This window comes from Salmonella sp. 2020_1395, from assembly GCF_043848115.1.
GTDB lineage: Bacteria > Pseudomonadota > Gammaproteobacteria > Enterobacterales > Enterobacteriaceae > Salmonella > Salmonella enterica.
Window position 1 is genome coordinate 364,034 of record NZ_JBCMFH010000003.1, and the last position, 24,879, is coordinate 388,912.

Below are 24,879 nucleotides of genomic sequence, written 5' to 3' on the forward strand. Positions count from 1 at the left end.
TTCACCTTATGTCCATCGTCCAACAACAACACGACCACCTCCTGAGAGATTTACTGTGATCCCATTGCCGTCAATGCGAGTAACGTTATTCACTCCGTTAAATGCAAATTCACCGCTGTCGGCATAGAGTTTCCCATGGAATTCTGGGCTACCAGATTTTGGTAAATTCCATCCGCGTCCACCACCACCGGGGATAAAGTTTGCAGACTGAAGTGAATCGGTAATTTTCGCAAAATCGATGGATGCTTCCTGAATTAATGCGCTACGAATAAATACCTGTCCGTTATAGACGAAGAATGCAGCCTGCCAGTTGCCGGGGTTATTACCGGAATAAATGCCGAACTGTTCCGCAGCAAATACAACGGTAGATTTATAGCTATTCCCCGATGGCTCGATAGACATGCCGAATCCGGTGTTATATTTCACACCGTTCCTGACAATCCCCATATTGAGTGTGTAAGAGGCTTTTGCAGTCCCATCACTATTTACCTCAGCGGTCATTTTCTGATTTACGGCTGAGGTTAACTCTCCTTCAGGGCCTATTTGTGCCTGTACGTAAGTGGAAAGATCGGCGAGCCCCTGCTCGGCAGTAGCGACAGTTGTTTTCACAACAAGGATGTCGGCGCGAACCTCCCCATACTGCTGGTACTGATGTTCAACCTTACCGTGATTAGCCAGTGCGTTCGACATGACGCCTTCCAGGTTAATGTCGACACCTTCCTGAACATTTTTGAACGCGTCTGACTCGCGTATCTGCTCATCAATGAGATCTATCATACCTGGAATATCGGATGACGCCTGACCTGACGCCTCAACAAACTCAGACACACCAAAAGCATTCCTGGTGCGCACATAAACGTAATATGTCTTATCTGCCTGCAGGCCGTGGAGTGTCCACTGGTTTGAGCGCCCCAAAAACTGCGCCAGGTCTTCGATATTAGCCGGATCGGTAATCTTGTTTTGCCCTGAGTACCAGAATTCGAAAGAAGTATCTGTGGTGGCGGTGATACGCATGACTGGCACCAGGTCAGCAGAAAACAGGCCGGGCGTCCAGATAATGCTGGATGGTGCAGGTGGCGCACCGATAATCATACTGATCTGCGTTTCAACACCTTTCATCCCGTTTTCATTGCGGCCACGAACACCCAGCGTGTAGCTACCGGCGGCCAGCCCATAAAACTCATACCGGAACTGGTCTGTTTCGTACTGAGAAACCACTTTCCCATCACCCGAGTAGACATAAAGTTCGAAAACAAGCTTTTTGGTCGTCGTAGCTGTTTCCCATGTCGCCATAACCTGTACCGTTTCCGAATTGGTGTTAATAATCCGCAGGTTTTCAACGTTCGGAACGCGGTAGCCATTAAGCGTGTCGTTAGGAATTTCGAACACTGCGCCTTCATCCACAATGGCCTGTTTATTCGGATCATGCTGTGATGCAGTAATACTGTATACGGAATTGTTTTCTGTCTCTGCGACGCTGAGGATACGAAATAACCGAGTTGAAACGTTGCTGGTAGAGATAGCAAACACTGTTCCATCCCGCACCCATGATGGAGTCGTCTTCAGGGTTACAACGTTGTTAGCAACGCCATCAATGACGTACTTCACGAACTTACCGCTGCTCCCCATGATAGACATGGTATCGCCGCCAGCTATAAGCGATGATTCGACAGCATCAACGGTAATTTTATTGCCTGAATGTGACATAATTCTGCCGCCGAGCCGCGCGCCAGCATAGTTGTTGTCCATGATTTCAACTATGTCACCCGGTGTGAAGTGGATAGCATCGCGCGCCATCTGGAAAGACAGTCTGCTGCTTTCACGCTTTGCTGTTTCCAGCAGCCATTTCCCTGCTCGCCATGCCTGACCGCGTGAGGTACAGCCAAACGCCTCAAGAGTGGTTTCGTTGTAGTTTCCGCGGGCAATCATCTCATCGTCGGAAACATACTCTTTTACCTGCTCCCAGCCGTTATCAGGGTCAGTCCAGGACACAACAACGGCATTGTATTTCTCTGAACGCTTCACGGAGCTACGCTTGAACTCGCCATCAACCACGTTAGAATTCGTGATTGTCGCTATCGGATCCTGTGGCGCGTCCAGCATGACAGACAGTCGCATCCCGTCCCACAGCGCTATACCCCGAAACATGCTCGCTATCTTGTCGAGAATGTCACGCGCACTCGCCTGCTCGGTAATATAGGCATTCAGCGTCATCCTTGGTTCCTGCCCGCCATAGCCATCGTTCACAAGCTGATCGCAATATTGTGAGAGGACGTACAACGCACCGTCATCTACATCGATATAACCGGCACGTTTCGCCAGGCCAAAACGCGTATTCTTGGCCAGTTCACGGAACAGCCACGCCGGGTTGTTAGTCCACGCTTTTTTGAATCCGCCAGTCCACAACCCCGAGTAAGTTCTGGCAATCGGATCATAGTTGTCAGGAACGTCCACAATCAGTCCGCGAAGATGGTAGGTGCGGCTTGGAGTGTCAGTGTACTGGTCGCGGTCGATAACAGCGCCAGCGATGGCTGAAAATGGGTAGCTCAGATTGTCGTCGGTGATTTCACTGTAGCTATTCCAGATAGTGCCGTTGGACAGTAAATCGCTGCTGCTGTCAGGCGTAATGCGGCGTACACGAATATCAAACGGCTTAATATCTGGAGCGTCGATCAGATGAGCCTCGAGATATTGGCCTGATATTTTACCGGTGATAGTAACTGTCTTTTCAATGACCCATCCTGAAGCACCTGTTCTACTCTCAAGCACCATGGTGACGGAAGTGTTGTTCTGGTTTCCTTTAGTGTCCTGCTCAACCAGACCGGTAACGCCTACGTTGAACCGCACCCGGGTTACGTCCTGGTCGGTTATGGTACGAACAAGAGGGGTGTCATGGGTTACATCTGTGTTTACGATGGTGGTTGCTTCAATAGCAGAAAAGCCATTAATTGGCTGCTGAGTTTCCGATCCGGGGCGCCACGCTACGCTAATTCCATTCACATTAACGTTTCCGCTTGCATCCGTGATTGGTGTCTTGTTAAGCATAAACGATGACATGTGTTCCTGATCGACAGGCCCTGCAATCGGACCTTCCGATATCAGATCGAGAACCCGGTAAAACTGTTTTGATTTGAGGTTATCGTCGAGGAGTTTTGGGGTTGATGCTTTACCACCACCTGAAGACATATAGCCACCTTAGCCTATTGATTCTGTCCAGTCGGAATTATTAGAAGTGTCGATCCCGAGACTGATTACGTTACTCCCAACAGCCATTTCTCCGAGAAGGATTGGTACCGCCCGGCCCTGCCCCACCCGGTTCTCAGCACTGGTAAATGAGTTGTTTGTGAGCGTATTAGTCTCTGCGGCTTCTGCAGAGGTTTTGGTTTTCATGTTTCGTGACATGTAGACCGAGTAAGCTACCGAAGCCACGCTGACGGCCACCGCAATCCATGCGGCCGCAGCAGCAGAAATTGCCCCCTCCACTACCGGCACGAACAGAACCACTGAGCCATCTTTAAGGTGGCGGTCCAGATGCCATTGCATCGCAGATTCCTCAACATCCTCGCCCGCCACCCGCACCCGCAGCTTTGTATTGAGAAAGGCTTTTTTGAATTCAAAATCCTGCGCCAGCAGAAGGCGCAACCCCTGCGCTGGCGTATCAACATTCAGGGATATCTGGCGGTAAAATCGGCGTAAATTGCCTGCAAATTTAAAGATGAGCACTGTTCGTGTCTCCAGATTGAATGCATCTGCTTAACGTATGCCGGGCGCATTGGTTCTCTCCGGCTCAGGTGTCCGGCGTGGTCGTGATGAAGTACCATGTTGTCTTCGAGGAGAATCATTGCGTGGCAAGGGTCAGCGCCGGGGAATGGCTGTCTGATAATGACGTCACCTGGTTGCGCCTCTCCCGGCGATACCTGGCGGAATCCATTGAGCGGCATGTTGCTCAGATAGAGGTTTTCACCGCGCAACCACCATCCGTTAGTGCGCTCAAAATCAGGCAGGTCAATGCCGCACAGGTGGTATGCGTCCCTGAAAAGGGTGTAGCAGTCCATGACGCCATGTTCGAACCTGCGCCCCCGCAGGAATGGAACGGGCCTGTATTTCCTCAGTTGCCCGCCAGATGCAAGCCACCATGGCAGCCCCGTCATTACCTGCATCTGCCGGTCAGAACCAGAAAGCACTGGCTGGCTTTGCGGATGCGAATGGAAGACTGCGATAATCTCCCCTTCTTCCTCCGCCGCAAGCCAGTCATCATCACTTATGCGGAAGTGATGCCATGGCTCTGGATGCACATTCCGACAGCGAAACACTCGCTCTTCACCCAGGATAAGCGCGCATACTTCATCCTGCGACGATGCCGCATAATCGAGTAATTCTTGCATCAGGAGACCTTTTGAGAGCCAGGGAAACTGCTTATTGGCATTGGTTCAGGCCGTGGATAGCGGAACCGGCAACCAGTACGTCGATGTGAGCATTTGTCCTTCGCCGGGTCAGTGGTTGGGTTGTCGCGCTCGTCTGCAACAGGGGGGCCGTCATAGCCGCACCCAACACCCCGATACTGCCACTGACATACGTCTGCAAGGATAGTTCTGGCCGGGATGATGGCGTTATCGCAGTCAATCGGCGTCGCCAGCGTGTAAGTGACCTGCTCAAATGTCTCTTCGGTCATCTCTTCCACAACGTAGCGGGAAACGGCTTCCTGTGTCGGATCTGCATCAGGATTGCCGTTCGGAAAATTCACCGCGTCCAGATATTTCACCGGAACCTGACGCCGGGTAATAACCACGCCCAGCATGTCGTCAAAGTCATGGTTAATCCCGGTCAGCAGGCCGGTAACGTTCGCCACCGACATTGATGGGCGGGCATATGTGCCTTCGTTCTTTGACTCGAATCCTTCAACCGCTATCGGGTACGCCTGGTACTGGTTACCTTTCCAGATAACATTGCCGTAATAGCCGTTTGTGCCGGAATGGAAACGGATAAGGTCACCACCAAATGGTTGCAGGTCAGCTTCGAACAGGTCGATAAATGCGCCAACTCCGGCGTCCACGCTGTCGATAATCAAATTTGCTGGTATGTCGCGCACGGCAAACTCCCATTAAAAAACCACCAGGAGGTGGCTTATCGTGGTACTTGTTCAAATGTGGCCGTCAGTTCAAACAGCGGCCCGGTCTTTGTCATATTCCAGGAGCGGCAGACAAACAATGCCTGCACTCCCGTATCGGATGGAGTCCAGTAGAATGACTCTACCGCCATTCGAGCCTTGAGAAATGCCTCAGCATCCTTTGCCGGGTTGCTGCGGCAAGCGCCGCTGACTCCGCGAAAGGTGATCGAATATTTATCCATTAACGGATTGATACCCTTCACCTGTCGCTGCTCGTAACCGTCACCGAGCTTAACGACGGCTACGTTCGGCGTTCGCTCAACGGAGTAGGCTTTCTGCGGTGTCCATGTGAATGTTTCTGGCATATTTAAGCCCTTATGGATTTATTTTTGTACGGTTTTGCATGTTACAATTGCGTTTGTTTATCCATCAAAATAAGAGGTTAAAAACATGGCTGCACCTTCTAATGAACTACTTACTGGATTGGCTGTAAAAACAGTTCTCAGCTACGTAATCGCAATTCTTAATGAAGATCAAAAACAAATTCTTATGAGACTGGCAGAAACTAGATCTATGAATTTTGATGGGATTGAAAGTAACTCAACCTCGAAGGAAGAGCTTCGTGCAGCAGCCGATACCGTTAACGACATCATTGAAGAAATAGTCAAAACGGGAGTTGGCCAAGAGTGAATTATTAAGCGGCTTTAAGGCCGCTTATTTTCTCCGCCCTTGCAGTAAACCGTTCGGCCGCGTGCTCTGGTCTACCATCATTTTCAGCATGTCGTTGTTCCACACTTTACGCAGCCTTGCGATCTCCTCATTACCAATTCCTCCCGTAGTATTTATCGTGAGGTTCATTACAGGGCTAAACGACCCGCCTCCTCCGGCCTTGTCAGCAGGAATAATCTTCCCTGACTGGTTCGGGATGAATGCCTGCTGCCCACCTGCAGTCTGGAAGATTTCAGAGCGTCCATCTTCGTTGATGCGGTAGGCGTTGCCGGCTGATACTGTGCCGCCGTAGCGACGGCCTCCGGCAAGAGCCAGCCCTTTCGCAGCGACCATGGATTCCGCATAAGCAGCCTGACCTATGGCTGCGGCGCTACCGTACGTTGCGATTGAGGCGCTCATTGCTGCCGGTGCCCACGCTGAAGCTGCTGCTGTAGCCTGAGCCATCGTAGACGCTAATGATGATGCCGCTGCGGCCTGTCCCATTAACTGGCTTTTAACCCACTCGACGCCCATCTGAACGAAGCCGCCAACAACGCTGTTCAGGATGGTTGTGCCGATGTTTGCCAGTGACTCCTGAAGGCTCTGAGTTCCGTTAATCAGCCCGGTTATGGCATTGGTCGCCCCGCCCTGAAGCGAATCTACAGCCGCGCCAAGCATGCTATTAATCTCGCTTTGCTGCTGCCATTCCTCCCACATTGCGGCCATGCGTTTCTGATGATACTGATCTTCAATTCCTGCGCGGACGGCTTCTGCTTCTGCAATTTTTTGTGGGTAAAGCTGCACATACTCGTCAAGCTGCGCCATTTGCTGTGCGTAGGTGTTATCTACTGCGGCAACTGGTGATACCTGCCCATGTAGCCCGGTAAAGTTTTGACCCGCCTGTGTGCGCTTCCTTTCCTCTTCTGCCGCCGCTTTGGTTGCCTGCTGTATTTTCCATATGGATTCCGCTTGCTGTTCAGCTTTGGCAATCTGCTCTCCTGATGCTTTATTTCCAAGAGCAACTACAGCGTCGTATTTCGCTAATTCGAGAGAGCCATCGGCGTAACCAGTGTTCAGGCGATCGAGTGCGGCTTGCTGTCTGGCGAGAGACTCTGTTGCTTCATCTGCCTGTTTCTTAGTGGACTTCCCACCACCTCCTTTTCCTCCCTTATTGTTATCGGTCTGAGGTATCTCCACATGCGCTGTTTTTTCAGCCTGCCCATAAAGCCCTTTTAAATCCCCGGTAAGATTGGCAATTTTCTCGCTTAATACATCGACTTGTTTTGGAGGTTCATCTCCTATAAGCCCGTCAGCTAAAAGTTTTCCAATATATCCAGGATTAAGTTTTGAAATAGCACCAGCGAGAGACCATAGTTTATCTGCAGTTGATGTTGACGAGTCTCCGAGTAACTCGATGTATTTTGCCAATCCATCAATGACAGTAACTGCTGCACTTGATGCTCCAGTTGCGTCATTTATTGAGGAGACAAGTTTTGCAAATGATGTTTCGAGAGAGCCGGTAGCTTGTGATAATGAACGTGGAAGCTTATTAAATTCCTCGTTAACAACTGTCGTTCTGTCCTGTATAGCATTAAGAGCATCTTGCGCTGTCAACTTTCCATTGAGCATTCGCTGACGCAACTCACCCATGCTAATACCCATGCCAGCAGCAATCTGTCTTGCTAACTCAGGCATCTGTTCGAGGATTGAGTTAAATTCTTCTGCTCTGACAGTGCCTGACGCAATTGACTGCCCAAACTGGCGAAGAGCATTCGACATTTCTTCTGTCGAGTTTCCGCCTATGCGACCAATTTTTTGCAGCGTATCGGTAAGATTTAATACCTGAGCATTCGATGCGCCAGCTTCTTTAAGAGACGATGTCAATGTTTCCCACAGTTTGGTTGTATCCGACAGACTGGCGCCTGTTTTTGACGATATTTGCGTCAACGACTGAAACGTTTCTTTTGCTGTGGAGGCATCCGTTGAAAGCCTTGCTATCCTTGCCTGGAGTTGTGTCATGTTGTCCGCAAGCTCAAGGAACTTCTTCCCCCACTCAACAATTAACGCAACAGAAATGGCGGCAGACAGCTTGCTTATTGTCGTAGACAGCTTTGACGCAGAATTATCAGCCTTCTTAAACCCAGTATCCATGTTATTGGTTACAGATGTAACCTTCTTATCTGCGCGCAGCAGCTGAGCAGTATCAGCCTTAATCACATATTCAATATCACCGACGTTTTGGGTCATTTCACTTTCTCCGGGCAATAAAAAACCCGCCGGAGCGGGTTACGATTTACAAAATTTGTAATTATGGCCGCATAACCTGATTGACTTACTTCCGTTTGTCGACCAAGCCTCGATTGATTTTACGTAAACGGCCTTATTTTTTGCATCAATATCAAAGAAAACAATACCTTCTTGATAATCCAATGGTTTTTCTTTTCCAACGATATTCCTGAAAGTCGCCGAAGCTCCATAGGTATTGTCATTCTTCCTTTCTGAAACCTTGGAGCTTCCCCCCTGGACAATGAAGCATGACGCTGATTTATCTCCGCATAAAGCCATTGAAAGTTCCCTTTTCCCTAACTGGAAAGCCTCGTCCTTGGTTGGCGGAGTATCATAACACCCAGTCAACGTCAGCATTGATGCCAAGAGAATTGTTTCTCGTTTCATATCCCTATCCCCTTTAGTAAAAGATGAGGGAATCCTAGCAGGGATCTCGCGCTCGAAAAAGAAAAGCCACCCGGAGGTGGCTTGTCAGTATACCCAGCAGATTAGCGGTTTTCGCAACCAAGCTGAGATTTATCGATGATTTGAGTACCTTCAACACGGAAACCATACGTGCCGAACAGGAACGCATGGTTAAGCTGGTAGATAACAACATCACTCAGACCAACAGCGCACTTATCTTTCTCAATAGCGCGATCCATTGCAGTTTTGACGCTTGGGATACCAAGAGGGAAAATCACAATTGGTGCTTTATCTTCGCCAGTTACGCGCTGACCTTTTTCAAACTTAGCTGCGTTCAGGTTGTAGTTTTTGGTACTACCTACGGTCATATCAGCAACGCGAACAGTACAGCCAGACAGCATTAAAGCCCCGAGAGCTAAAGCAACTACCTTCTTCATTTTATGTTTCCTTTGATTGCAATCGGAAACATCCTAACATCATGAATAGTGAGGTCAATGAGAAAACTGAGCTTATCCTGCGTTAGAAAATGAGCTTAGCTACAGCCATTGATAGGCCCGCAATTCCTACCATGACAGAAACCGTCCAGATTATTTGCTTGTTTGCGGCAGTTGATATGGCTCTGTCCATATCGCTGATACTGGGTTTTTTTGATAGTTTTTCGTCAATATCTAACTGTTTCTGAAGAATTACCGCCACATCTCTACTTGTTCCTGATGACGTGTTACGAAGGTCTCGAATGTCAACCCGCGCCTCAGACAGGTTTGCTTTGATATCCTCAACGTTGGATTCAAGCTTAGCCACTCGTACTTCGAGCATTTCACCACCTCCGCTTCCGCCGCCACCATGTTTAGGGAAGTCTCCAAAATAAATATTATCATCTATTTTTTTATTAACCATTGGTTCCCTTCCCTGAATCAGAAAGCTTCTGCTCCACCCACTTCAATACCGGCCACGTTGCAAAATGCATCGAATACGCACAGTTTTTGCATATCAATCGATACTCATATTTCACCAATGAGTATGGTGGCCCTTCTGTGTCTAGTTTGACTGGAATGGCATAAGTGTTGCTTTCACACCCTTCAGGCCCTACAGTCATCGAACTGGCGTTAGGGATAGAAATATCATCACTACCACACATTGGACATATGACTGTTTTGACGCCGCGTTCGAAAAGATATTCAGAGAATAGCTCTGGAGTGACTTTCTCCAGTCGTCGCTGAAGTGTCAGTTGAAGCTGCATTTGGCGCTTTTTTTCATCTTCCACTTTGATTCACCACGAAATGTATTTCCGTAAATTTATCACGCGGGACATCGCTATATAAACTGATCATCTATCCATGGCGACGACAAAACCCGCAGTTAAGCGGGTTTGGGTTATAGCTTTGCTAAAGGGTGGTGCTACTTTCTGGAAAGGATCTTTCTCAGCCGCCTTTCACATCTCGCCTGTGCATCCCAGTAACGCTGGATTGGCTTGTTGATGTAGTGGATAGCTACGTCATCACGATCCACCTTCGTAACCGGTCGTGTCTCAATACCTGCGCGACAGAACATCCGCTGGGTCATAAAATGAGCAAGCCGCTTAATTGCTGTGTTTCGACTAAAACAGCGGAACGTCTTGCCATGATTAGAAACCACGTACACCGGGGCGCTTACTCGCTGTAAAGCCTGCATCAGAACATCCCCTTTATGTCGATTTGGTTAACTGCCTTCCATGCCTCTGCGGGCCATGATTTTACACTACCGTAGGTCGCATCCGGTACGTCTTTAGGCTCCATGCCATTAGCGGCACACCATTTCTTCAACGGCCAGTGGCTGAATGACTTACCAGTTACTCGCTGCACTGCTTTAATAGTCGCGTGTTTTTTGCATTCACCCAATTTCTCAGCCAAAGCATTCGCCTTACGTTTCTCCGCAGAGGCGGTCGCCATAGCAGTAGCTTCCCGCTTCTCAGAGATCCAAAGCTTCTCTTTCACTGCCCGGTCACGCTGTTCGGTGATAACCCGGTTTTCCTTCACCTTTGCCAGCAGGTCTTCTAAAGCCGCTTCGTAGGTAAGTGGGATGCCGACAGCCGTGGCTGGACGGAAGTACGAATCCTCCAGGCGCTCAAAGAAAGACCACGCCTCGTCAGTATCGACAATTTTTGACATGCGAGCCGCGCCTTTTTCTGTCCAGAGCGTCACAGAGCGCGCTTTGTTTGAAATTTGTGCGTGACTATTAGTCACTCGCAAACTCTTCAGCTCTCCTCCTTTAACAGTGAAAATATGGATCCCCTCAATAAATCGGGAATTGTTACGAGAGTGATTTTTACGGATATTGGACTCATCCGTTCCGTATCCTTTGGCAAGAGTATCAGTCGTGACGACCCTCACTCCTTCCCACACGATTACAGGGCAATCGAGGGGATCGACAACCGCATTTAACGGTGCTACATTTACAGCAGTTGATGAAGATTGTTGCATGTAAGACTCCAATCAGTAGTTAATGTAAGCCGCCAGCAGCCACTGGCGGTTTTTCTTTTTGCGCTGTCCTGTGCACTAATCAATGAATCCATTCCTCGCCGCGCAGTTTTGCCAGCATTGGCTGAGCGTTCTTTACGACAAAATTGTTGGTATCAAGATTCTTCATTTCACGAAGAAGTGATTTCTTGGTTTCTTCTGACATGTAGCGAGTCTCATATGCAATATCGTAAATCCTTCCTGAAAGCTCAGAACCAATTTGCTTCATTCCTGGATAGATGTGTTTGCACATTTGTTGACTCTTCTCCATCCACAATTGTAAGTAGCAGAGATTGACCAGCTCTTCGTCAGTAAACTGTTTTGCAATCGGTGAGCATTCTGCCTGCCGATCCAAAATATCCAGCACCCAACGGCGGAACTCTTTGGCCTTGGGCGTAGAAGCAAACATCGCCACCAAGTGAGCGCCTCGGAGTGAGTAAACTCTGACCGATTTGTTACGTAAGCTATTGTTTATCCCGTTGACCTTCATATTGAGGGTCAACGACATAGAGTCGGAAAATTCATCGGCGTTACGAGCATAAATCTGGCTGATGGCATCGGTTTTTTTGTAGCCGAGGGCCTTAGCTAGTTCAGTGGAGGTAAACCAAATAGAACCGCCTTCTGTCACAGGATTAAAAGCGAATCCTTGGAAGTTGTAATCTGATTTTGCTACAATATTCATGTCGATATTTCCTTCGCTGGAATCATTTGACACTGAAGCCCTAGCTGTTCGAGCAGTTGGGGCTTCAACATTTTTAACGACCATTCGCCACCTCTTCCCTTACACCCTTTGCCAGCAAACGAACTATTGCAGAGTTCAGCGAAATGCAGTCCATTTCCGCCAGTCTGCGAAGCTCCTGATCGAGTCGAGAAGGTAGTCGAAGATTGAGTTTGATGTTTTTGCGCTCAGTAAAAAGCGTATCTTGCATTGCTTTATCTCCTTTTGGGGCCAAGTTAACACCTGATATTAAGTTAACACCATTGCGCGATATGTCAAGTTGGCCCCATAATAATTTTCAAAATATTCTCAGGTGATGTTATGAGTAAGTACCCAAGCCAGATGCAAGATAAGTTCAACCTCCGCTTCCCGGACGGGATGCGCGACGCCATAGCCGAACGCGCCAAAGCTAATGGCAGGTCAATGAACTCTGAGATAGTTCAGATACTGGAGGATGCCCTTAAGGCGCAGATTGTTGCTTGGGATAAGCCACTCTCCCCATCATCAAGTGATGAGGTTGTCACTATGTCGATGAGTCAACTTAACAAGATTGTGTCGCTTGCTGCTGAAGATACTGCAAAAAGTGTCGTTGAAAACCTTATAGAAAAGTATGAAATGATCCCAAAGAAGAGCAGCAAGCCCACCTGACCGGCTAGCCTGATCAAATATCAGGCTTCCTGGCGTTCTCTTTTTTGCGGTACTTTGGTCATGTTTTTGGTGATCTTTCCAAAATCTTCATCATAGAAGATTTGTTCCAGCTCTTTGTTCAGCAAAGCTGCAATGGCGGAGCGAAGAAAGAAGCGCAAACAACAAAGTCGTTCAGACCAACTATCAAAGGAGAATGTTATGCGCACCCCCGGCTTAAGGCTGTCCTTGCCGTCTGATATGTCAGATGCTTTTTGTACAATTCTTGATGAATACGCCATACAGCACTCCTTAGCGGAAGAAAAAAATAACGGACCAAAACTGGCTGTTAACTCAGCTCAGGATTCGATGAAGGAGATAGTGATTGAACTTATCAACTCAGGACCATTCTGGGCGGCTTTTAGCGCCTGCTTTATCGCCTATCTAAACCGAAACAGAGGCAAGAAAGCGACCATCGAAAAGGACGGGAAGAAGATATCGCTTGATAACATCACCCACCACGAATTGACTGAAATCCTTGAAGACGCCAAAACAATCGTATTCAGCGAGAGCGACGACAAAAAGCCCACCTGAGTGGGCTGTACGCACCATTCATCACGCTGCCGCATAAAGAAGCTTCATCTGCCCTTTGACGGGGAATGCTGCCATGCAACGGGATTCGAAGTCTCGATAGTCGGAACAACCGTTAGCAATGCTGGTCACAGCAATAATCTGATTCTCAACCAGTTTAAGTGCGTCTGGTTTTAGGTGTTGGTGGATTTTCTCACCGACCGCCAGTCGTGCTTTTACATCCGCGTAGACTTCAGCAGGCAGGACCGGCCCGTAAATCCACTTAGCGCTAATAAGGCTGAATAACATTGGTTTTCGATCATTTCTATGGCGGGGAAGCCCGGTCATTCTGAATAGCGCATCATACAGCGGGTCATTAAAACGCTTTTCCCACGAAGACGGATCGCTAAGCAGAAAGATTGCCTTAATGCGCTCATCATCAACAGGTGCTGTATGGCCGCGAATAATGGCGTCTATTTGTTCGTCACACCAGATTTCAAAATCTACAGAAAGCCAGCGTGCAAAGCGAACAGCCAGTTTTGGATGCAGCCATGTTCCGCCGCCACGATCTTTACGCGCCCGACTGGTTTTTACATACGGGATTTTCCCGTATCTACGCTCAAGTCCTTGAATATATGATTCAGTTTCCGGCAGACGGAGGAATTCATTTGGCACTTTATCGAATTTTTCCGCTGCTGTTGTTGCATCAATCCAGCCATCATCATAGAAGCGCATCGAGTGGCCTTCGAAATTAATTGGGATAATGTTAGACATCATTCTTTCCTTTTTGGTGATATGAGCCAGTTCCCCAGATATGGACAGCCCAAGAGCGGCACGACGGAAGCCACCGTCCTATCTCTGTCTCATATCCCGAAAAGGGCTCCTGGTTTGATTAGCGCGGGGAATGCGCATTTACTGCGGATACAAAAATGCCCCGCGTATGCGAGGCATTGTCTTAAAAGTCACTTGTCGAATTTCTTAAGGCGAGAGATTTTTTAGTGCGGCCCATGCCTCTGCGCATCCATCGCCAGCATTTGTTCTGCCCAGTCCATGACTTCGTCGTATTTCTCCTGAGTCGGCACTCTGGCTTTCTCTTTCTGCGGAAATTTAGCGTTCATGGCGGCCCGGAAGCTGGTCATGGTCATATCCCATGCGTCTGACTCGCTCATGCCGAGGTGAGCAACAGCGGTATAGACGAATGACCGTACATCGAATTTGTCGCTGTATTCACCCTTCTTTCCTTCGAATTCTTCCGGTGGCTGGTCGCCCATTACACCATGAAGAATCAGATGGCGGGCAATCTGGATAACATCCTCGATCGGGATGGCTCCCGGCTTGAACAGAAGTCGCCCCGCACTAGTAACCGAGTAGGATCCGATAATTTCAGCAACGTCACCTTCAGAACAGCGCTTGACTACGTTGGCTGCAGCTGCCGCCATTTCAGCAAAGCAGCGGGCATTAGCCGCTTTTAGTATCTGGGGGTCAGCAATTCTGTGCTTTGGGTAATGGCCCGCATGAACTTTCACGAAAACATCAACGATTTGTTCAGGCGTTCCGATTCGGGACATAGCCAGAAATGAAGGGTTGAGAAATATCTCTTTGTCGCCGGCGCGAATGACAGCCTGGCCGATATCGGTGATTGCTTTCATGAATCCCCATAAGAAAAAGGAGGACGGTGCCTCCTGGCAAGAAGTTACGATGCGTTGACAGTCACTGTGACCGGATTGGTGGTTACACTGGCTGCGGTACTGGAGCTAATCTGACAAGTATATGAACCAGAATCGCCTGTTGTCGCACTGGACTTAGTATATATAGCTGTCGTACCACCGGAGCTCACATTGGTTCCGTCTTTTTTCCATTGATAAGTCAATGATGAGCTATCTGAAACAGTAGCTGCAACTGTCAGATTCAGGGTGTCGCCAGCAGTCAGTGTTTTACCCTGCGGCTGGGTGGTAATGGTAATAACTGCACCGACATCACGCACATCAACCTGACCTGCACTTGATGCCTCAATGGACCACGTTGCCACATCATCGTGTGGAGCTTCATCACCCCATGAAGTAACCATGAATGGCCCTTCGGTGATATCGTTTGGAGAGATGATTTTGAACCACACATACGGCTGGTTGCTGGTCTCCGCTGGCGGGTTATAAACGTGACGCTTCAGCGCGTTTTGCGCGTATACATCCTCTTTGCGGGTAACGCCGTCACCAGAGAACGAAATGTTCTTATAGGTAACAAGATTTTCCTGCGTAAACGCGGCGCTCATATCGGCAGTTGCATCTGCGGTTTCCCACTCTGCATTAACTGTTTTACCGCGCATCATGCCGAGTCGCTGGTAAGCGCTGGCGGTAGGTTGTACTTCCGGGCAGCCAATCGCGTAATAAACAACGACATCGCGCCCTGTGAATGCACCTGACTCACATCCGGCCATAATTAATTATCTCCATGTTATCTGGAAATGATGGTTTGAAAGGAAATCTCGAAGAGGTAACGGCCTTCTTCGGTCTGGATGGCGGTGATACCGCCGATTGGCTGCATCGAGATGATGCATTCGGTTCTGTAGTCGTCGATCATCGCCTGGCGGATGGCGTCGGCGCGGTTTTCAACTTCATTGATGTCGCTGTCGTTCTGGCCTGACAAAACAAGGATGCGGAAAAAGTCGCGCGTTATGGCTTCCTCAGGCTTGCCACCGCCGTTTTGCTGGATAATGAGATATCGTTCCCCCTCCGTACTCTCCAGTTCATTCCAGAAGCGTTTCTGGATGCGATAGCCAGCATCAAAGCCATGCGATTGCAACCACGCTCTCAGCGCGTCATACACTTCGCTACGTGTCATACTTTGTACCCTTGCTTGATGATGGCCTTAATCTCGTTGAAACCGTCACGCTCGAAGCCTTTGGTCAGGAACCCCGGCTCGGCATCGGGATCCCAGTAGTTCCCCTTCCCCGTGCCGCCACCGAATTCTTTTCCAGCGCGAGTTCTGCCGAAGTGTTCACGCGGCTGGCCTTTTAGCTTCCCGGACATACCGTGAACGGCGGCAGCGTATGCAGCCGTGTACCCGACCTTTCCCTGCATCCCACCGGGCATTGGTTCAAGCTTTTTGTACTGGCTGTTGATAAGCGTGGATGTGTCAATGGGAGTAAGTAGCGCGGCGTGAGACGATCCGACAATCATGACCTCAGTCAGCACTCTTTCTGTGCGTGGCCCGGCAATTTCTGCCAGCACCTTGCTGGTGTTCATCTGAACACGCTTGATACCTTTAACGGGCATACCACCACCTGATAATTTGAATAAACGCAGCGCAGCAAGAGAAACCCAGGACAAAACAAGCCAATCCAAGAGAAAACATAGTTCACCTCACGTCAGAATTTTGTAGTCCGGCTCCTCGCCGAATGGTGACATATCCCATTCCGTCACCGCTTTGATGACGTTCGCGCCAGCTTTCAGGGGATCGACCTGCGCCGTTGTGTCACCTCTGGCGATATACCAGTCGCGTAACGGCATGGTCGCATCGACGCCGTTACACTTCAGTTCAGTGAAGAAAATCAGATTCGTGGTGAACTCTTTCCCGCTGGCATCTACCGCAACTTCATTGTTTGCCGTCCAGGTGCAGTCAATCAGGTAGGGAGTTCCGCTTGTCCAGGTGCTGTTCCAGTCGTCGTAGACGCGCGGGTAGATGGTCGCAACATTGGTGTAACTCCAGCGTGCTATTTCAGACATTGCCATCCTCCCACCGGATCACCTCCGGATTCTCCGCCGCAACCTTCCGGCACAGCAGATACCATTCACCGTTACTTTTGACATAGCCGGTAACGCGCTTGCCACTGTCGGTCATCACCCAGACTTTCACGAACGGCTCAGGCAATCGCTGCTTAACCGATATCCATGCCATTACTTACTCCCACTGCACATGCAGCCACCCTTGCCAATCCAGATACCAGCAAACGCTGTATTGGTCGGGTCTGGAGGGATGAGGTCATTAGCGCAACCGTATTTGTCAGCGCCACGCAACAATGCCAGCGCCCCTTTCCAGCGGTCGGTGAACGACTGATACCGGAATGAACGCGATGCACCATTGGGTGCAGTCTGGGAGCTAATGTACTTATCGCCTTGCCCCAGGCCCATCAATGCAAGCAAATACATCTGGATTGCCAACGCCTTTGATGCCGGGTAATGCGCATCGAGGCATTCCTGAATGCTGTTAACATCGTCCACTAACGCCTGAAGCATGAAGTCTGGAATAGAAACGCCCTGCCCTTGCAAATACTGTTTGGCCTGTTCGAGCGTCACCATAACTATTCCAGCCCTGATAATTTATTGAGTTGCAGATCGCAAAGCGCGCGAAGATGCTTTAGGAGAATCAGTCGTTCCACGCTCGAAGAGTCTTTAACCAGTTCGGTAGTGCTGGATATCGCCAGACTAATCTCATTGGTGACGCTCAACGATGAAATCTCAGAAAACTGCGAATATGGCAGTGGCTGATTAATATCTTCCTGGTTCATATAGTCTCCTGAAATAGCCCCGCCGGAACGGGGCATAAAAAAACCGCCTTAGCGGCGGCAGTTATTCAGCAGGGAAAAGTTTTTCGAGTTCGCCATCCGGCAACAGCTCACTAAGCTTTTCAGCCCCAAGGTTTCCTTTAAATTCGATACCCAGCTCAGTCAGGCGCTCTGCGATAATCTCTTTACGGGATTTCACATCCGTACCTGCATTTGGCGTCGCCGGAGTTAATGCCGCATCAGAGAGTTTCATAACATGAGGCTTCAGCGCAGGATGCAGTTTCTCAATTTCAACCACATCACCGACGTTCACTCCATGCCATGCTCTGGTTACCTGGTATTTAGCCATGTTGCTCTCCTTATGCCAGATTCGCGCCGTACAGCACGCCAGATCGACCTTCGTCATCACGTTTAATCTGCAAACCTTCAGCAGACATGATCTGGAAGTTGTAGTTGCTCTGAGGCATAGGACGCGGCAGAGGAACAACACCAACGGCCATGCCAACCAGCGGTGAGATCACATCTTTGCGGCGCTCATAAGCCAGGAACTCGTTACCGCTCAGCGCATAAGTCTGGCGGATATCTTTCACAGGAATGAACTTACGAATAGCATCCAGAACTGAACCGCTGATGATCGCGTTGGTACCGTCACCCACTTCAATGGTGTATGGCTTGGACAGGTTCGCCATGATTTCAGGGGACAGCCACAAAACGTCATAGGCTGTAACCTGGTTGGCCCGGGCAGTCACACCAAATGCACCGGTCGGACCGAAAAACGCCAGCGCCTGTGCCGGGGTTGCAGTGGTCAGGTTGATGTTCGCGCCACCCGCGCCAGAGCCAAGGTTGATTTTGGCGGTGTTGCGGTGGTTGCGCAGGCCCTGTGCCGGATAGTTCTGAACCTGAATTGTCGGATTACCATCCAGATAACCAGTCACTCGGCGTTTATGGAACTTACGGGTTTTTGCTGTCTGCGAATCCAGCACCAGATCAATGCCGACGGTGTTCAGTCCTGCGGCAAGACGCCAGTTAACACCGAAGCCAGCGGTATAAATCGGAACCGGGTCACCATCGCTACCGTAATCAGTGTGGTCAAAGGAATACGGCGCCTGACCGTCAAGACTCACAGAGACATCATCAGCGATATCGCCAATAGTGTTGTAAAGTTTGGCGGTTTTACCGATCGGCAGGACGGTTTGCACAGCCATCAGATCGTTGACAATTTCCATGCCGATCACCTGATTGCGAGACTGGACAATTTCGCGGTCAATTTCAGCCCAGAACTCACGACCAAGCCCATCACCGGCCAGCGCATTGGCTGCCAGCGTTTCTGCATCCATCGCGCCACGGTACTGGTTAACCATGATGTTATGCGCGGTATCCCAGATGTTGCGCTGCGCCCACAGAGAGTTCCAGTGAAGGCGCAGGCGGCTATTCGTGGCAAGCGTTTCTTTAGTGAAGTACATTCATATTCTCCTTTTACTCGCCGCCGCCAGTTGCCGGGGCTACAGTACCTACGCGGAAGCGCACGAGGATAAAGTCGGTAGCGCCGGCAGCGATAGTTGCATCGTCCTGGCTATAGCCAAGAACGGTGTCGGTGTCAGAGTCGGCAATCGCCCCCTGACCATTTGCTCCCAACTTGATCGGGGTGTCTTTGGCGTAAGTGCCCGCAGGACACAGAATTGCCAGTTCGCGGCCTTCTTCCACGTAGTTACCAGATGTGGAGTGACCAGCAGGGATAGAGTCAGTAATACCCAGCCCTTCGCTGAATGCAGGGTCGAGCACATACAGGCGACCAACCGTTGTTGCGGCTACTGCAAACTCATTGTCACCGTTGATGGTAACGAAAGTTCCCGGCAATGACGCGGCGGCCACTTTACGGGTTTCGGTCTTGTACAGAGACTGACCGTCGATATTAACGCGACGATAACGTGCCATTAGTCTGGCTCCTTATTTGAAGTATTCGTCAGGGTTCGGCGCACCGGTTTCGTTCTGCTGTTGTGCAGAGTTGGTGCCAAGCGGCGCGGATTCACCGATTGTTTTAAACATCGCATCCAGCGCTTCGCCTGACAGTGCATTAGCCACAATCTCGCCGTGAACTTTTGCCACCGCTTCACGCTTCGATTTCTCTTCGGCGCGGGAGTTTGCGGTCAGGGTTTCGGTCAGCTTGTCCTGATTGGCCTGTAGCGCATCAACCTTTTCCGCGAGAGGCTTGATAGCCTTTTCGGTATTGGTGGCGACGGCCTCGCTAACCATGCTGCCGATTTGTTCCAGTTCTTCTTTGGTTAAAGGCATGTCGCCCTCCGTTTTGTGGTTTGGTGCAGGCTGTTCCTGCTGTGTGAAAAATGATTTGAGCTTGTTGACGACGGCAACCCATGAACTCTGGCGCTGAACCTCTGTCCCGGTATCGTCAAAGACAATCTTTCCGCCCTCAGATTTGTATCCGTAAACCTTCGGATCGCCATTGTTGAGGATGATTACGGCCTGTGAGTCAGTGAAGTCAGCCACCCACGCATATTCTTTCTCTCCGGGAGCGAATTTATCTTTCGCAGCCTTCTCCAGTCGGCGCTCGCGCTCGCGATATGTTTCTCCCACCAGAGCGCCGGAATTAGCCTTCAGTGGCGTGGCAAGGTCAGCGTTCACCATCATTCCGACACCCTGCTCAGGTGTGGCCGCTCCAACCTCATCCAGAAGGATGGCGTCATGATCCATCGCGTGAATTTTCGCAACCCATGAAGCCCCCTGAGCTTTCTGCTCATCGTTCGCTTCCAGTTCTTCCAGGAATACGGCAACACTGGTATGAATTGGCGGTACATCCTCGCCTTTCTCCAGCGCTTCAAGACGCTCAAGAAGACGCTTGCCATCATCGGTACGCTTTGCCACTTCTGTGTCGATCCACTTCTCGACGTAGACGCGGTTGCCGGACTTCTTGACGTTTTTGTTCCATGCTCCGACGTAACCCACATTCAGCCCTTCAGGACTAAAGGCCGAAACAAACTGACCGTTGACCTGTGGATGCCCAAGCGGTGCCAGCGTTCCTTCCAGGCCAGTGTAGTGCTGGTCAATCTCGCTGGACGGATACAGACCGCCGTTCATGACCACGTTTGCCGGGAGTGTGTAGGAAGGGACAACCCAATGTTCGCGTCCGTTGTGTTGTTCCCTGCGAATGGCTTTGCTGTTCACTTTTGAAGTGACATTAACCTGTACTTTCATTGAAGATTCTCACGTTTATGCAGCGTGCTTGCGCCCACAACCGCAATGCGAATAATTGGGAACCAGTCCTGCCTGCTTCGCTTTCTCCAGCCTTTTTTTGGCCATGTTGATAACGTTCGGGTAAAGAGGATTTCCCGCCTCATCAACGAGAACAGATACCTGAGTGCATTTGCAGTTGATTGCGTTTCCATTGATGCTGTACCACTCCCTCACATCTTCCGTTGTGTAGAGCTTTCCATGTCGTAACGCGTGAGACTGCCTGGTGGTCGTGCTGAGCGCTGACAAATGCAGTTGACGGGTGAGTATCCCGTATTGCTCCGTTGCCTCATCTGATTCATCCCATCGACCACGGCGCAGCGCGGTGGTAATCTCCGTCCGGGCAATACGATTAGCCCGGCGAGACTCAATACCTGTCTGCTCAGTGATGCGCTTCGCTATCTCCAGAGGGTTCTGTCCGCGCCCGAGACCATCGGTCAGTATCCTCGCCATATCGGCTTTAACAGTGGCACTGATGTTCTTCATTTCCTCAAAGGTGCGAGCGCGAACCAGAATTAGTCTGCGGCGGTACGGCTCACTCAGGAGGATTGCCGATACGCTTTCCTGTCCTGCCGCGTACACGGCTGACTGCTGCGCCAGATTGGCAAATTCCTGCGCCGTGCCGCGCTGATACGCCGGGTTGACGTAATCAGTCCAGAACCAGAACCCCGTCTCGTTATCCGCACCCAGAATCTCATCCACCAGCAATGAGGCATTGCTGAGGAGCATTGATAGCTGGGTGGAGTCGAGTTCGAAGGTGTAGCGCTGGTTTACTGATGGTGATGCAGGAATGCGGTCGAGGATATCCTTGTAGGCTTTGCCAATGCGTTTCATTCGCCTGGCGAACTCGTTCATTGCTCCGCGCTCAAGGCGGTCAGCGCCTGTCGGGTCTTTAAGGTTTCCGGGTAGTATCGGTGATTTCGCTTTCTTCTTCGTCATCATCTATCTCCGGAAGTGGTTCAGGTGAACCCTCATACCCGGCAGCCACACGAATCTCTTCACCAGTAAATACCTGCTCGCCTGTTGCTAATGATGCGCTGTTTATCTGCGACATCTTCTGCGCGGCATCCAGTTTTTCACTATCGCTTTGCGCATTAAGGTCGTCCCAAATAACTGTTTTATGGCCTATCTGGTCGATAATGCCGAGGTTAATCAACTTGTCGCAGAAGTCCTCAATCTCGAATGACAATTCGCCTCGTCGGGACTGGCAGCGAGCATTGAAGTACTTCTGGTCCTCTGTGCTGGAACGCTCGGCCTGCTGATTACCTACGAGAATGCGAGTCGGAATATCTACGCCAGCGGAAGCTGTCTGGAGGTTAACGTCGTAGGTTGCTGTTGGGTCTGCTACGGCAGTGACAAGTGGTGTAACTGTCGCCCCCTGCGTGGTCATTAACACGTCGTTACCCCGGTTAATTTCCCCGGCAACTTCGTTAAACTTTTCCTGTAGCTCATCGATACTCACGCCATACAGCGACGCCAGATTATTGAAGTCGATTTCCTTTTCAAAGTTGACGTTAAGCTGGCGTGCAGCGTTCTTCAGGAACGACTCACCGGAACCACCTTCCACCTTCTCCAGACTGACAAAAGCGTTGTATGCAGGCTCAAGGAAACCGATCGCATCGTCTGTATAGTCACCAAGAATGAAAACTCGATCAGGGTGGATGTCGACACGGCGAGAGGAACCATTGGGTAGAATCTCTGTGTACTGCCACATCTTCGGCTGACCATAATTCTTTGAAACCACTCCGTCATGCCATTCGCTGACTTTCAGTGAACCGGCCCATGCAATACTTACTTTTTCCAGACCACGCCCTTTCGTTGGTTCCAGATTCCACGCTTTATTATCTCGAATATGCAGGAGAATTCCTGCATAGCGGCCAACGAGACGTCGCCGATCAGCATCAAGAAACGCGCGCCAAAGTCGGTTAGTGAAAACCTGCTTAGTTTTGGACTCCCAAGACGTTTCCATGCGTGTTTCATCTGACTTTTCACCCTCAATGATTTCAGGGTTTGACTGCCAGCATTTACCAACAAGCTTTTCTACGGCACCGTGAGCTATACCACCGCGGCGGTAGAGCTTGTAAAGGTCATCGAAGGTTAATTCTTCTTTGAATCCGTATTCGCACCAGGCTGAATTACGCTTAGCGTCCAAACCCATTGAAGGATAAAGTAGCCCCATGCGGGCGCGAGCAAGCCTGACGTCATTCAGCGCGTGATTGACGGCTAGTGTTAATTTGTCAGTCATGGATTGTCCGTTATGGTCGTTTAGGTGGTGGAGCAATTCCCCTGGCAGGATATTTGGTGGCACATGGCTGATAACCCGGCCCGCCTTTTCTTTTGCGTTCGCAGCCAGGGCATTTGCATTTGTTTTTCATGATTATTTCCCCCTAAGGCGCTTAGGAATCATCATCCCCATCGATTGAGGTTTGCGTTTGATATACCCGTCCAGACCGTATCGGATTCCATCCCAGCAGTGGTTGTACTTATCCTCGATAATCGGCAAGACTTCGCCAGTGATACGGTCTGTTTTGTACGAGTAAAGCCGCGCCTCTTTCGCTGTTTCTTTGCAGCGAGGATGGATGATGATCTTCTTAAATCCACGTAGGAAAGTGATGCCGTCCTCTACGCTACCCTGCCATTTCTGAGCAGCTGAGATGTTGAATCCCTGCCCTTTGATATGGCTGATAGTTTCTGGCCTGGAGTTGTCGGCTTTGATGGGCCATTTACGCGCTTCAGGGATACCGGGGAATTTCGCATCGTCAGTGACCTCCCAGTCCTCAAGCTGTTTCGGCGTGGCATCGGTTTTGCCTGCATAAAACTTCCACATATCGTCGAGCTCTACGCCATTGCCGTAGGCCTCGTATTCGATGTAGAGGTTGTTATCCAGAATGAACATGCGAATAAGCGTGCTGGGGTCTTTCGCGAATCCGAAGTCAGCACCGAACAGCAAGCGCTCTGATTTCCTCCATAGATTGTCTTCGAAGCTCTGCACGACGTATTTGTTAGCCAGCACCTGCTTATCTGAGTTTTCGAGGTAAGCCCCCTCCCATATCCACGCGTAATCTGCGTAATCAAGGTTTGCCAGGTCTTCCTGTCGCTCTTCCTCAAGCACCGCGGGGAACCATGGATTGTCAACATAGTTCATCTCGACAATAATTGAGCTTTTTGGGGGATTCTTTCTGAAAAGTTTGTCGGTGGCGCTGCCGTCCTTCTCCGGGTTCCACGTAACCCAGATTTCTGAGCCTTCTTCACGAACGGTCGGGCGAAGCTTTTTCCACGCAGTCGAAGAAACAGACTCGGCCTCGTCAACCCAGGCTACAAGAATTCGCGCTTTTGATTTGATGCTGTCTAGGTTATGGCGAAGACCGCAGAATACATAGCTGACCTTGCGGTTCTTTGTCCTGATGTATTTCTCTCCAATGTCGAAGTAATCGTCAAGCCACGCCACGGAGCGAATTGCCTGCTTTACCTCCTCCATGGAGGATTCTTCCAGCGAGTTCATGTATTCTCGAGCGCACAGGATAACTCCACTGATATTGGCTTCTGCCGCTTGATACGCTTTGACGGCAGTCATTAGTGCAAAAGTACGCGTCTTAGCAGATCCACGTCCACCGTGAGCACCACGATAACGGACTCCTTCTGTCGCGAATACAGGAACTAACTTGGCAGGTATCTGGAGGTCAACTTGGCTTTCCATTGGCTGGGTCAACTCCTACCAGGCGAATAGTGGTTGGCTTCGTTGCCATGGTTCCATCAGATGAGGTGTGATCGATAATCTGCTTATCAAGGCCGACCAGCTTAGCTTTGCCCATTGTCGCCGCTACAGCTGCAGATGATTGTGGCGTCTCGGCGCTTAAGGCTTTTTGTCTGGCCTCTTCCAGTTCAGCGAGGAGAGAATCGACGGTGACGTTATGGCGTTGCTTAATCTCGCCCCTCAATTCTTTTATCCTTAGGGCTATCTTAGGGTTATCCTGCAACTTACATGCTTGAACATGTACTGCCTCCGGCTTCATCTTGTCAGCAGCATACGCCGTCCGATAAGCCTCAGAAGCATTACCCGTTTCGATGTATGCCTGACAGAAAGCTTCTTGCTTAATTGTCAGACCTGTCATATTGGAATATTCCACTAGTTATTGAGTATCATGCCTACAGGCACACATAAAACATATTCTGCTTTATCGAGCCTTTACGATAGAAAGCTCTGTAAAACACTCTCGAT

34 protein-coding genes are annotated in these 24,879 nt (G+C 50.0%); 3 read left to right on the top strand and 31 right to left on the bottom strand.

The annotated features are described in order from the left end of the window. Positions 1-6: 6 nt before the first annotated feature. The 5 genes from ACH0WD_RS06595 to ACH0WD_RS06615 are packed head-to-tail and all read right to left on the bottom strand — an operon-like array spanning position 7 to position 5,472. A complete protein-coding gene (locus ACH0WD_RS06595) occupies positions 7-3,186 on the bottom strand; it encodes a host specificity protein J (RefSeq protein ID WP_016062822.1) in 3,180 nt (1,059 codons plus the stop codon). A 9-nt stretch (positions 3,187-3,195) separates the two neighbouring features. Further along, a complete protein-coding gene (locus ACH0WD_RS06600; RefSeq protein WP_016062821.1) occupies positions 3,196-3,723 on the bottom strand; it encodes a tail assembly protein in 528 nt (175 codons plus the stop codon). Continuing rightward, positions 3,666-4,385: a C40 family peptidase gene (locus ACH0WD_RS06605; protein WP_001156981.1), complete on the bottom strand. Its 720-nt coding sequence runs from the start codon at positions 4,383-4,385 to the stop codon at positions 3,666-3,668. Before ACH0WD_RS06605 ends, ACH0WD_RS06600 begins: the two co-directional genes overlap by 58 nt. Continuing rightward, positions 4,385-5,089, bottom strand: a complete 705-nt coding sequence (locus ACH0WD_RS06610; RefSeq protein ID WP_001204732.1) for a phage minor tail protein L — start codon at positions 5,087-5,089, stop codon at positions 4,385-4,387. Before ACH0WD_RS06610 ends, ACH0WD_RS06605 begins: the two co-directional genes overlap by 1 nt. Before the next feature lie 35 nt (positions 5,090-5,124). Then, positions 5,125-5,472 (bottom strand): phage tail protein, encoded by a 348-nt coding sequence (locus ACH0WD_RS06615; RefSeq protein ID WP_001115294.1) that lies wholly within the window; start codon positions 5,470-5,472, stop codon positions 5,125-5,127. A gap of 85 nt (positions 5,473-5,557) precedes the next feature. Here ACH0WD_RS06615 and ACH0WD_RS06620 point away from each other — a divergent pair, with 85 nt between their 5' ends. Beyond that, a complete protein-coding gene (locus ACH0WD_RS06620) occupies positions 5,558-5,797 on the top strand; it encodes a hypothetical protein (RefSeq protein ID WP_000730009.1) in 240 nt (79 codons plus the stop codon). 24 nt (positions 5,798-5,821) lie between these two features. Here ACH0WD_RS06620 and ACH0WD_RS06625 read toward each other — a convergent pair whose 3' ends face one another. The 8 genes from ACH0WD_RS06625 to ACH0WD_RS06660 form a co-directional block, all read right to left on the bottom strand. Further along, on the bottom strand, positions 5,822-8,062 hold the full coding sequence (locus tag ACH0WD_RS06625; RefSeq protein WP_023135291.1) for a tape measure protein: 2,241 nt from the start codon (positions 8,060-8,062) through the stop codon (positions 5,822-5,824). Positions 8,063-8,101: 39 nt separating this feature from the next. Next, the gene (locus tag ACH0WD_RS06630; protein ID WP_023135292.1) at positions 8,102-8,488 is read right to left on the bottom strand and encodes a hypothetical protein; all 387 of its coding nucleotides are present in this window, start codon (positions 8,486-8,488) and stop codon (positions 8,102-8,104) included. Between the two features lie 101 nt (positions 8,489-8,589). Next, complete coding sequence (locus ACH0WD_RS06635; protein ID WP_000758150.1) at positions 8,590-8,943, bottom strand: hypothetical protein; 354 nt, start codon at positions 8,941-8,943, stop codon at positions 8,590-8,592. Between the two features lie 82 nt (positions 8,944-9,025). Next, complete coding sequence (locus ACH0WD_RS06640; RefSeq protein ID WP_000247488.1) at positions 9,026-9,403, bottom strand: hypothetical protein; 378 nt, start codon at positions 9,401-9,403, stop codon at positions 9,026-9,028. Continuing rightward, complete coding sequence (locus ACH0WD_RS06645; protein WP_023167675.1) at positions 9,396-9,770, bottom strand: hypothetical protein; 375 nt, start codon at positions 9,768-9,770, stop codon at positions 9,396-9,398. Before ACH0WD_RS06645 ends, ACH0WD_RS06640 begins: the two co-directional genes overlap by 8 nt. A gap of 406 nt (positions 9,771-10,176) precedes the next feature. Continuing rightward, a complete protein-coding gene (locus ACH0WD_RS06650) occupies positions 10,177-10,965 on the bottom strand; it encodes an ORF6N domain-containing protein (protein ID WP_001187765.1) in 789 nt (262 codons plus the stop codon). Positions 10,966-11,044: 79 nt separating this feature from the next. Further along, positions 11,045-11,683, bottom strand: coding sequence for a P22AR C-terminal domain-containing protein (locus ACH0WD_RS06655; protein WP_001028069.1), 639 nt, complete (start codon positions 11,681-11,683; stop codon positions 11,045-11,047). Between the two features lie 73 nt (positions 11,684-11,756). Next, on the bottom strand, positions 11,757-11,930 hold the full coding sequence (locus ACH0WD_RS06660) for a hypothetical protein (protein ID WP_001154344.1): 174 nt from the start codon (positions 11,928-11,930) through the stop codon (positions 11,757-11,759). A 110-nt stretch (positions 11,931-12,040) separates the two neighbouring features. Between ACH0WD_RS06660 and ACH0WD_RS06665 the strand changes: the two genes are divergently transcribed. Continuing rightward, complete coding sequence (locus tag ACH0WD_RS06665) at positions 12,041-12,367, top strand: Arc family DNA-binding protein (protein ID WP_000049860.1); 327 nt, start codon at positions 12,041-12,043, stop codon at positions 12,365-12,367. Between the two features lie 20 nt (positions 12,368-12,387). Here ACH0WD_RS06665 and ACH0WD_RS06670 read toward each other — a convergent pair whose 3' ends face one another. Beyond that, complete coding sequence (locus tag ACH0WD_RS06670) at positions 12,388-12,645, bottom strand: hypothetical protein (RefSeq protein WP_023230837.1); 258 nt, start codon at positions 12,643-12,645, stop codon at positions 12,388-12,390. Positions 12,646-12,724: 79 nt separating this feature from the next. Here ACH0WD_RS06670 and ACH0WD_RS06675 point away from each other — a divergent pair, with 79 nt between their 5' ends. Then, complete coding sequence (locus tag ACH0WD_RS06675) at positions 12,725-12,937, top strand: hypothetical protein (protein WP_223155098.1); 213 nt, start codon at positions 12,725-12,727, stop codon at positions 12,935-12,937. 21 nt (positions 12,938-12,958) lie between these two features. Here ACH0WD_RS06675 and ACH0WD_RS06680 read toward each other — a convergent pair whose 3' ends face one another. The 17 genes from ACH0WD_RS06680 to ACH0WD_RS06760 all read right to left on the bottom strand — a co-directional run bounded on the left by ACH0WD_RS06680 (position 12,959) and on the right by ACH0WD_RS06760 (position 24,772). Beyond that, complete coding sequence (locus ACH0WD_RS06680) at positions 12,959-13,687, bottom strand: KilA-N domain-containing protein (RefSeq protein WP_000065269.1); 729 nt, start codon at positions 13,685-13,687, stop codon at positions 12,959-12,961. A gap of 221 nt (positions 13,688-13,908) precedes the next feature. Further along, complete coding sequence (locus ACH0WD_RS06685) at positions 13,909-14,562, bottom strand: DUF6246 family protein (RefSeq protein ID WP_000644471.1); 654 nt, start codon at positions 14,560-14,562, stop codon at positions 13,909-13,911. Between the two features lie 44 nt (positions 14,563-14,606). Next, on the bottom strand, positions 14,607-15,347 hold the full coding sequence (locus tag ACH0WD_RS06690; protein WP_000896574.1) for a phage tail tube protein: 741 nt from the start codon (positions 15,345-15,347) through the stop codon (positions 14,607-14,609). A gap of 17 nt (positions 15,348-15,364) precedes the next feature. Then, positions 15,365-15,751, bottom strand: coding sequence for a hypothetical protein (locus ACH0WD_RS06695; RefSeq protein WP_000198516.1), 387 nt, complete (start codon positions 15,749-15,751; stop codon positions 15,365-15,367). Then, entirely contained in the window at positions 15,748-16,185 is a 438-nt protein-coding gene (locus ACH0WD_RS06700) for a hypothetical protein (protein WP_001144359.1), read from the bottom strand. Before ACH0WD_RS06700 ends, ACH0WD_RS06695 begins: the two co-directional genes overlap by 4 nt. 87 nt (positions 16,186-16,272) lie before the next feature. Next, positions 16,273-16,635 (bottom strand): hypothetical protein, encoded by a 363-nt coding sequence (locus tag ACH0WD_RS06705; RefSeq protein WP_052939557.1) that lies wholly within the window; start codon positions 16,633-16,635, stop codon positions 16,273-16,275. After that, positions 16,628-16,807 (bottom strand): DUF551 domain-containing protein, encoded by a 180-nt coding sequence (locus ACH0WD_RS06710; protein ID WP_052939558.1) that lies wholly within the window; start codon positions 16,805-16,807, stop codon positions 16,628-16,630. Before ACH0WD_RS06710 ends, ACH0WD_RS06705 begins: the two co-directional genes overlap by 8 nt. Continuing rightward, positions 16,807-17,208 (bottom strand): hypothetical protein, encoded by a 402-nt coding sequence (locus ACH0WD_RS06715; protein ID WP_052939559.1) that lies wholly within the window; start codon positions 17,206-17,208, stop codon positions 16,807-16,809. Before ACH0WD_RS06715 ends, ACH0WD_RS06710 begins: the two co-directional genes overlap by 1 nt. A gap of 2 nt (positions 17,209-17,210) precedes the next feature. Further along, on the bottom strand, positions 17,211-17,417 hold the full coding sequence (locus ACH0WD_RS06720; RefSeq protein WP_052939560.1) for a hypothetical protein: 207 nt from the start codon (positions 17,415-17,417) through the stop codon (positions 17,211-17,213). A gap of 61 nt (positions 17,418-17,478) precedes the next feature. After that, positions 17,479-17,763, bottom strand: a complete 285-nt coding sequence (locus tag ACH0WD_RS06725) for a hypothetical protein (protein WP_052939561.1) — start codon at positions 17,761-17,763, stop codon at positions 17,479-17,481. Between the two features lie 10 nt (positions 17,764-17,773). Next, positions 17,774-18,877 carry a major capsid protein gene (locus tag ACH0WD_RS06730; protein WP_052939562.1) on the bottom strand — a complete coding sequence of 368 codons (1,104 nt, stop codon included), beginning with the start codon at positions 18,875-18,877 and terminating at the stop codon, positions 17,774-17,776. Between the two features lie 13 nt (positions 18,878-18,890). Continuing rightward, positions 18,891-19,349 carry a hypothetical protein gene (locus ACH0WD_RS06735; protein WP_052939563.1) on the bottom strand — a complete coding sequence of 153 codons (459 nt, stop codon included), beginning with the start codon at positions 19,347-19,349 and terminating at the stop codon, positions 18,891-18,893. A gap of 12 nt (positions 19,350-19,361) precedes the next feature. Further along, positions 19,362-20,624, bottom strand: coding sequence for a hypothetical protein (locus tag ACH0WD_RS06740; RefSeq protein ID WP_052939564.1), 1,263 nt, complete (start codon positions 20,622-20,624; stop codon positions 19,362-19,364). 15 nt (positions 20,625-20,639) lie between these two features. Beyond that, a complete protein-coding gene (locus tag ACH0WD_RS06745) occupies positions 20,640-21,599 on the bottom strand; it encodes a phage minor head protein (RefSeq protein WP_023230828.1) in 960 nt (319 codons plus the stop codon). Beyond that, positions 21,553-22,905: an anti-CBASS protein Acb1 family protein gene (locus tag ACH0WD_RS06750; protein WP_000130171.1), complete on the bottom strand. Its 1,353-nt coding sequence runs from the start codon at positions 22,903-22,905 to the stop codon at positions 21,553-21,555. The genes ACH0WD_RS06745 and ACH0WD_RS06750 overlap by 47 nt, the downstream gene beginning before the upstream one ends. Before the next feature lie 132 nt (positions 22,906-23,037). Further along, positions 23,038-24,357 carry a PBSX family phage terminase large subunit gene (locus ACH0WD_RS06755; RefSeq protein ID WP_000445802.1) on the bottom strand — a complete coding sequence of 440 codons (1,320 nt, stop codon included), beginning with the start codon at positions 24,355-24,357 and terminating at the stop codon, positions 23,038-23,040. Beyond that, on the bottom strand, positions 24,341-24,772 hold the full coding sequence (locus ACH0WD_RS06760) for a terminase small subunit (RefSeq protein WP_000147264.1): 432 nt from the start codon (positions 24,770-24,772) through the stop codon (positions 24,341-24,343). The genes ACH0WD_RS06755 and ACH0WD_RS06760 overlap by 17 nt, the downstream gene beginning before the upstream one ends. Positions 24,773-24,879: the final 107 nt, after the last annotated feature.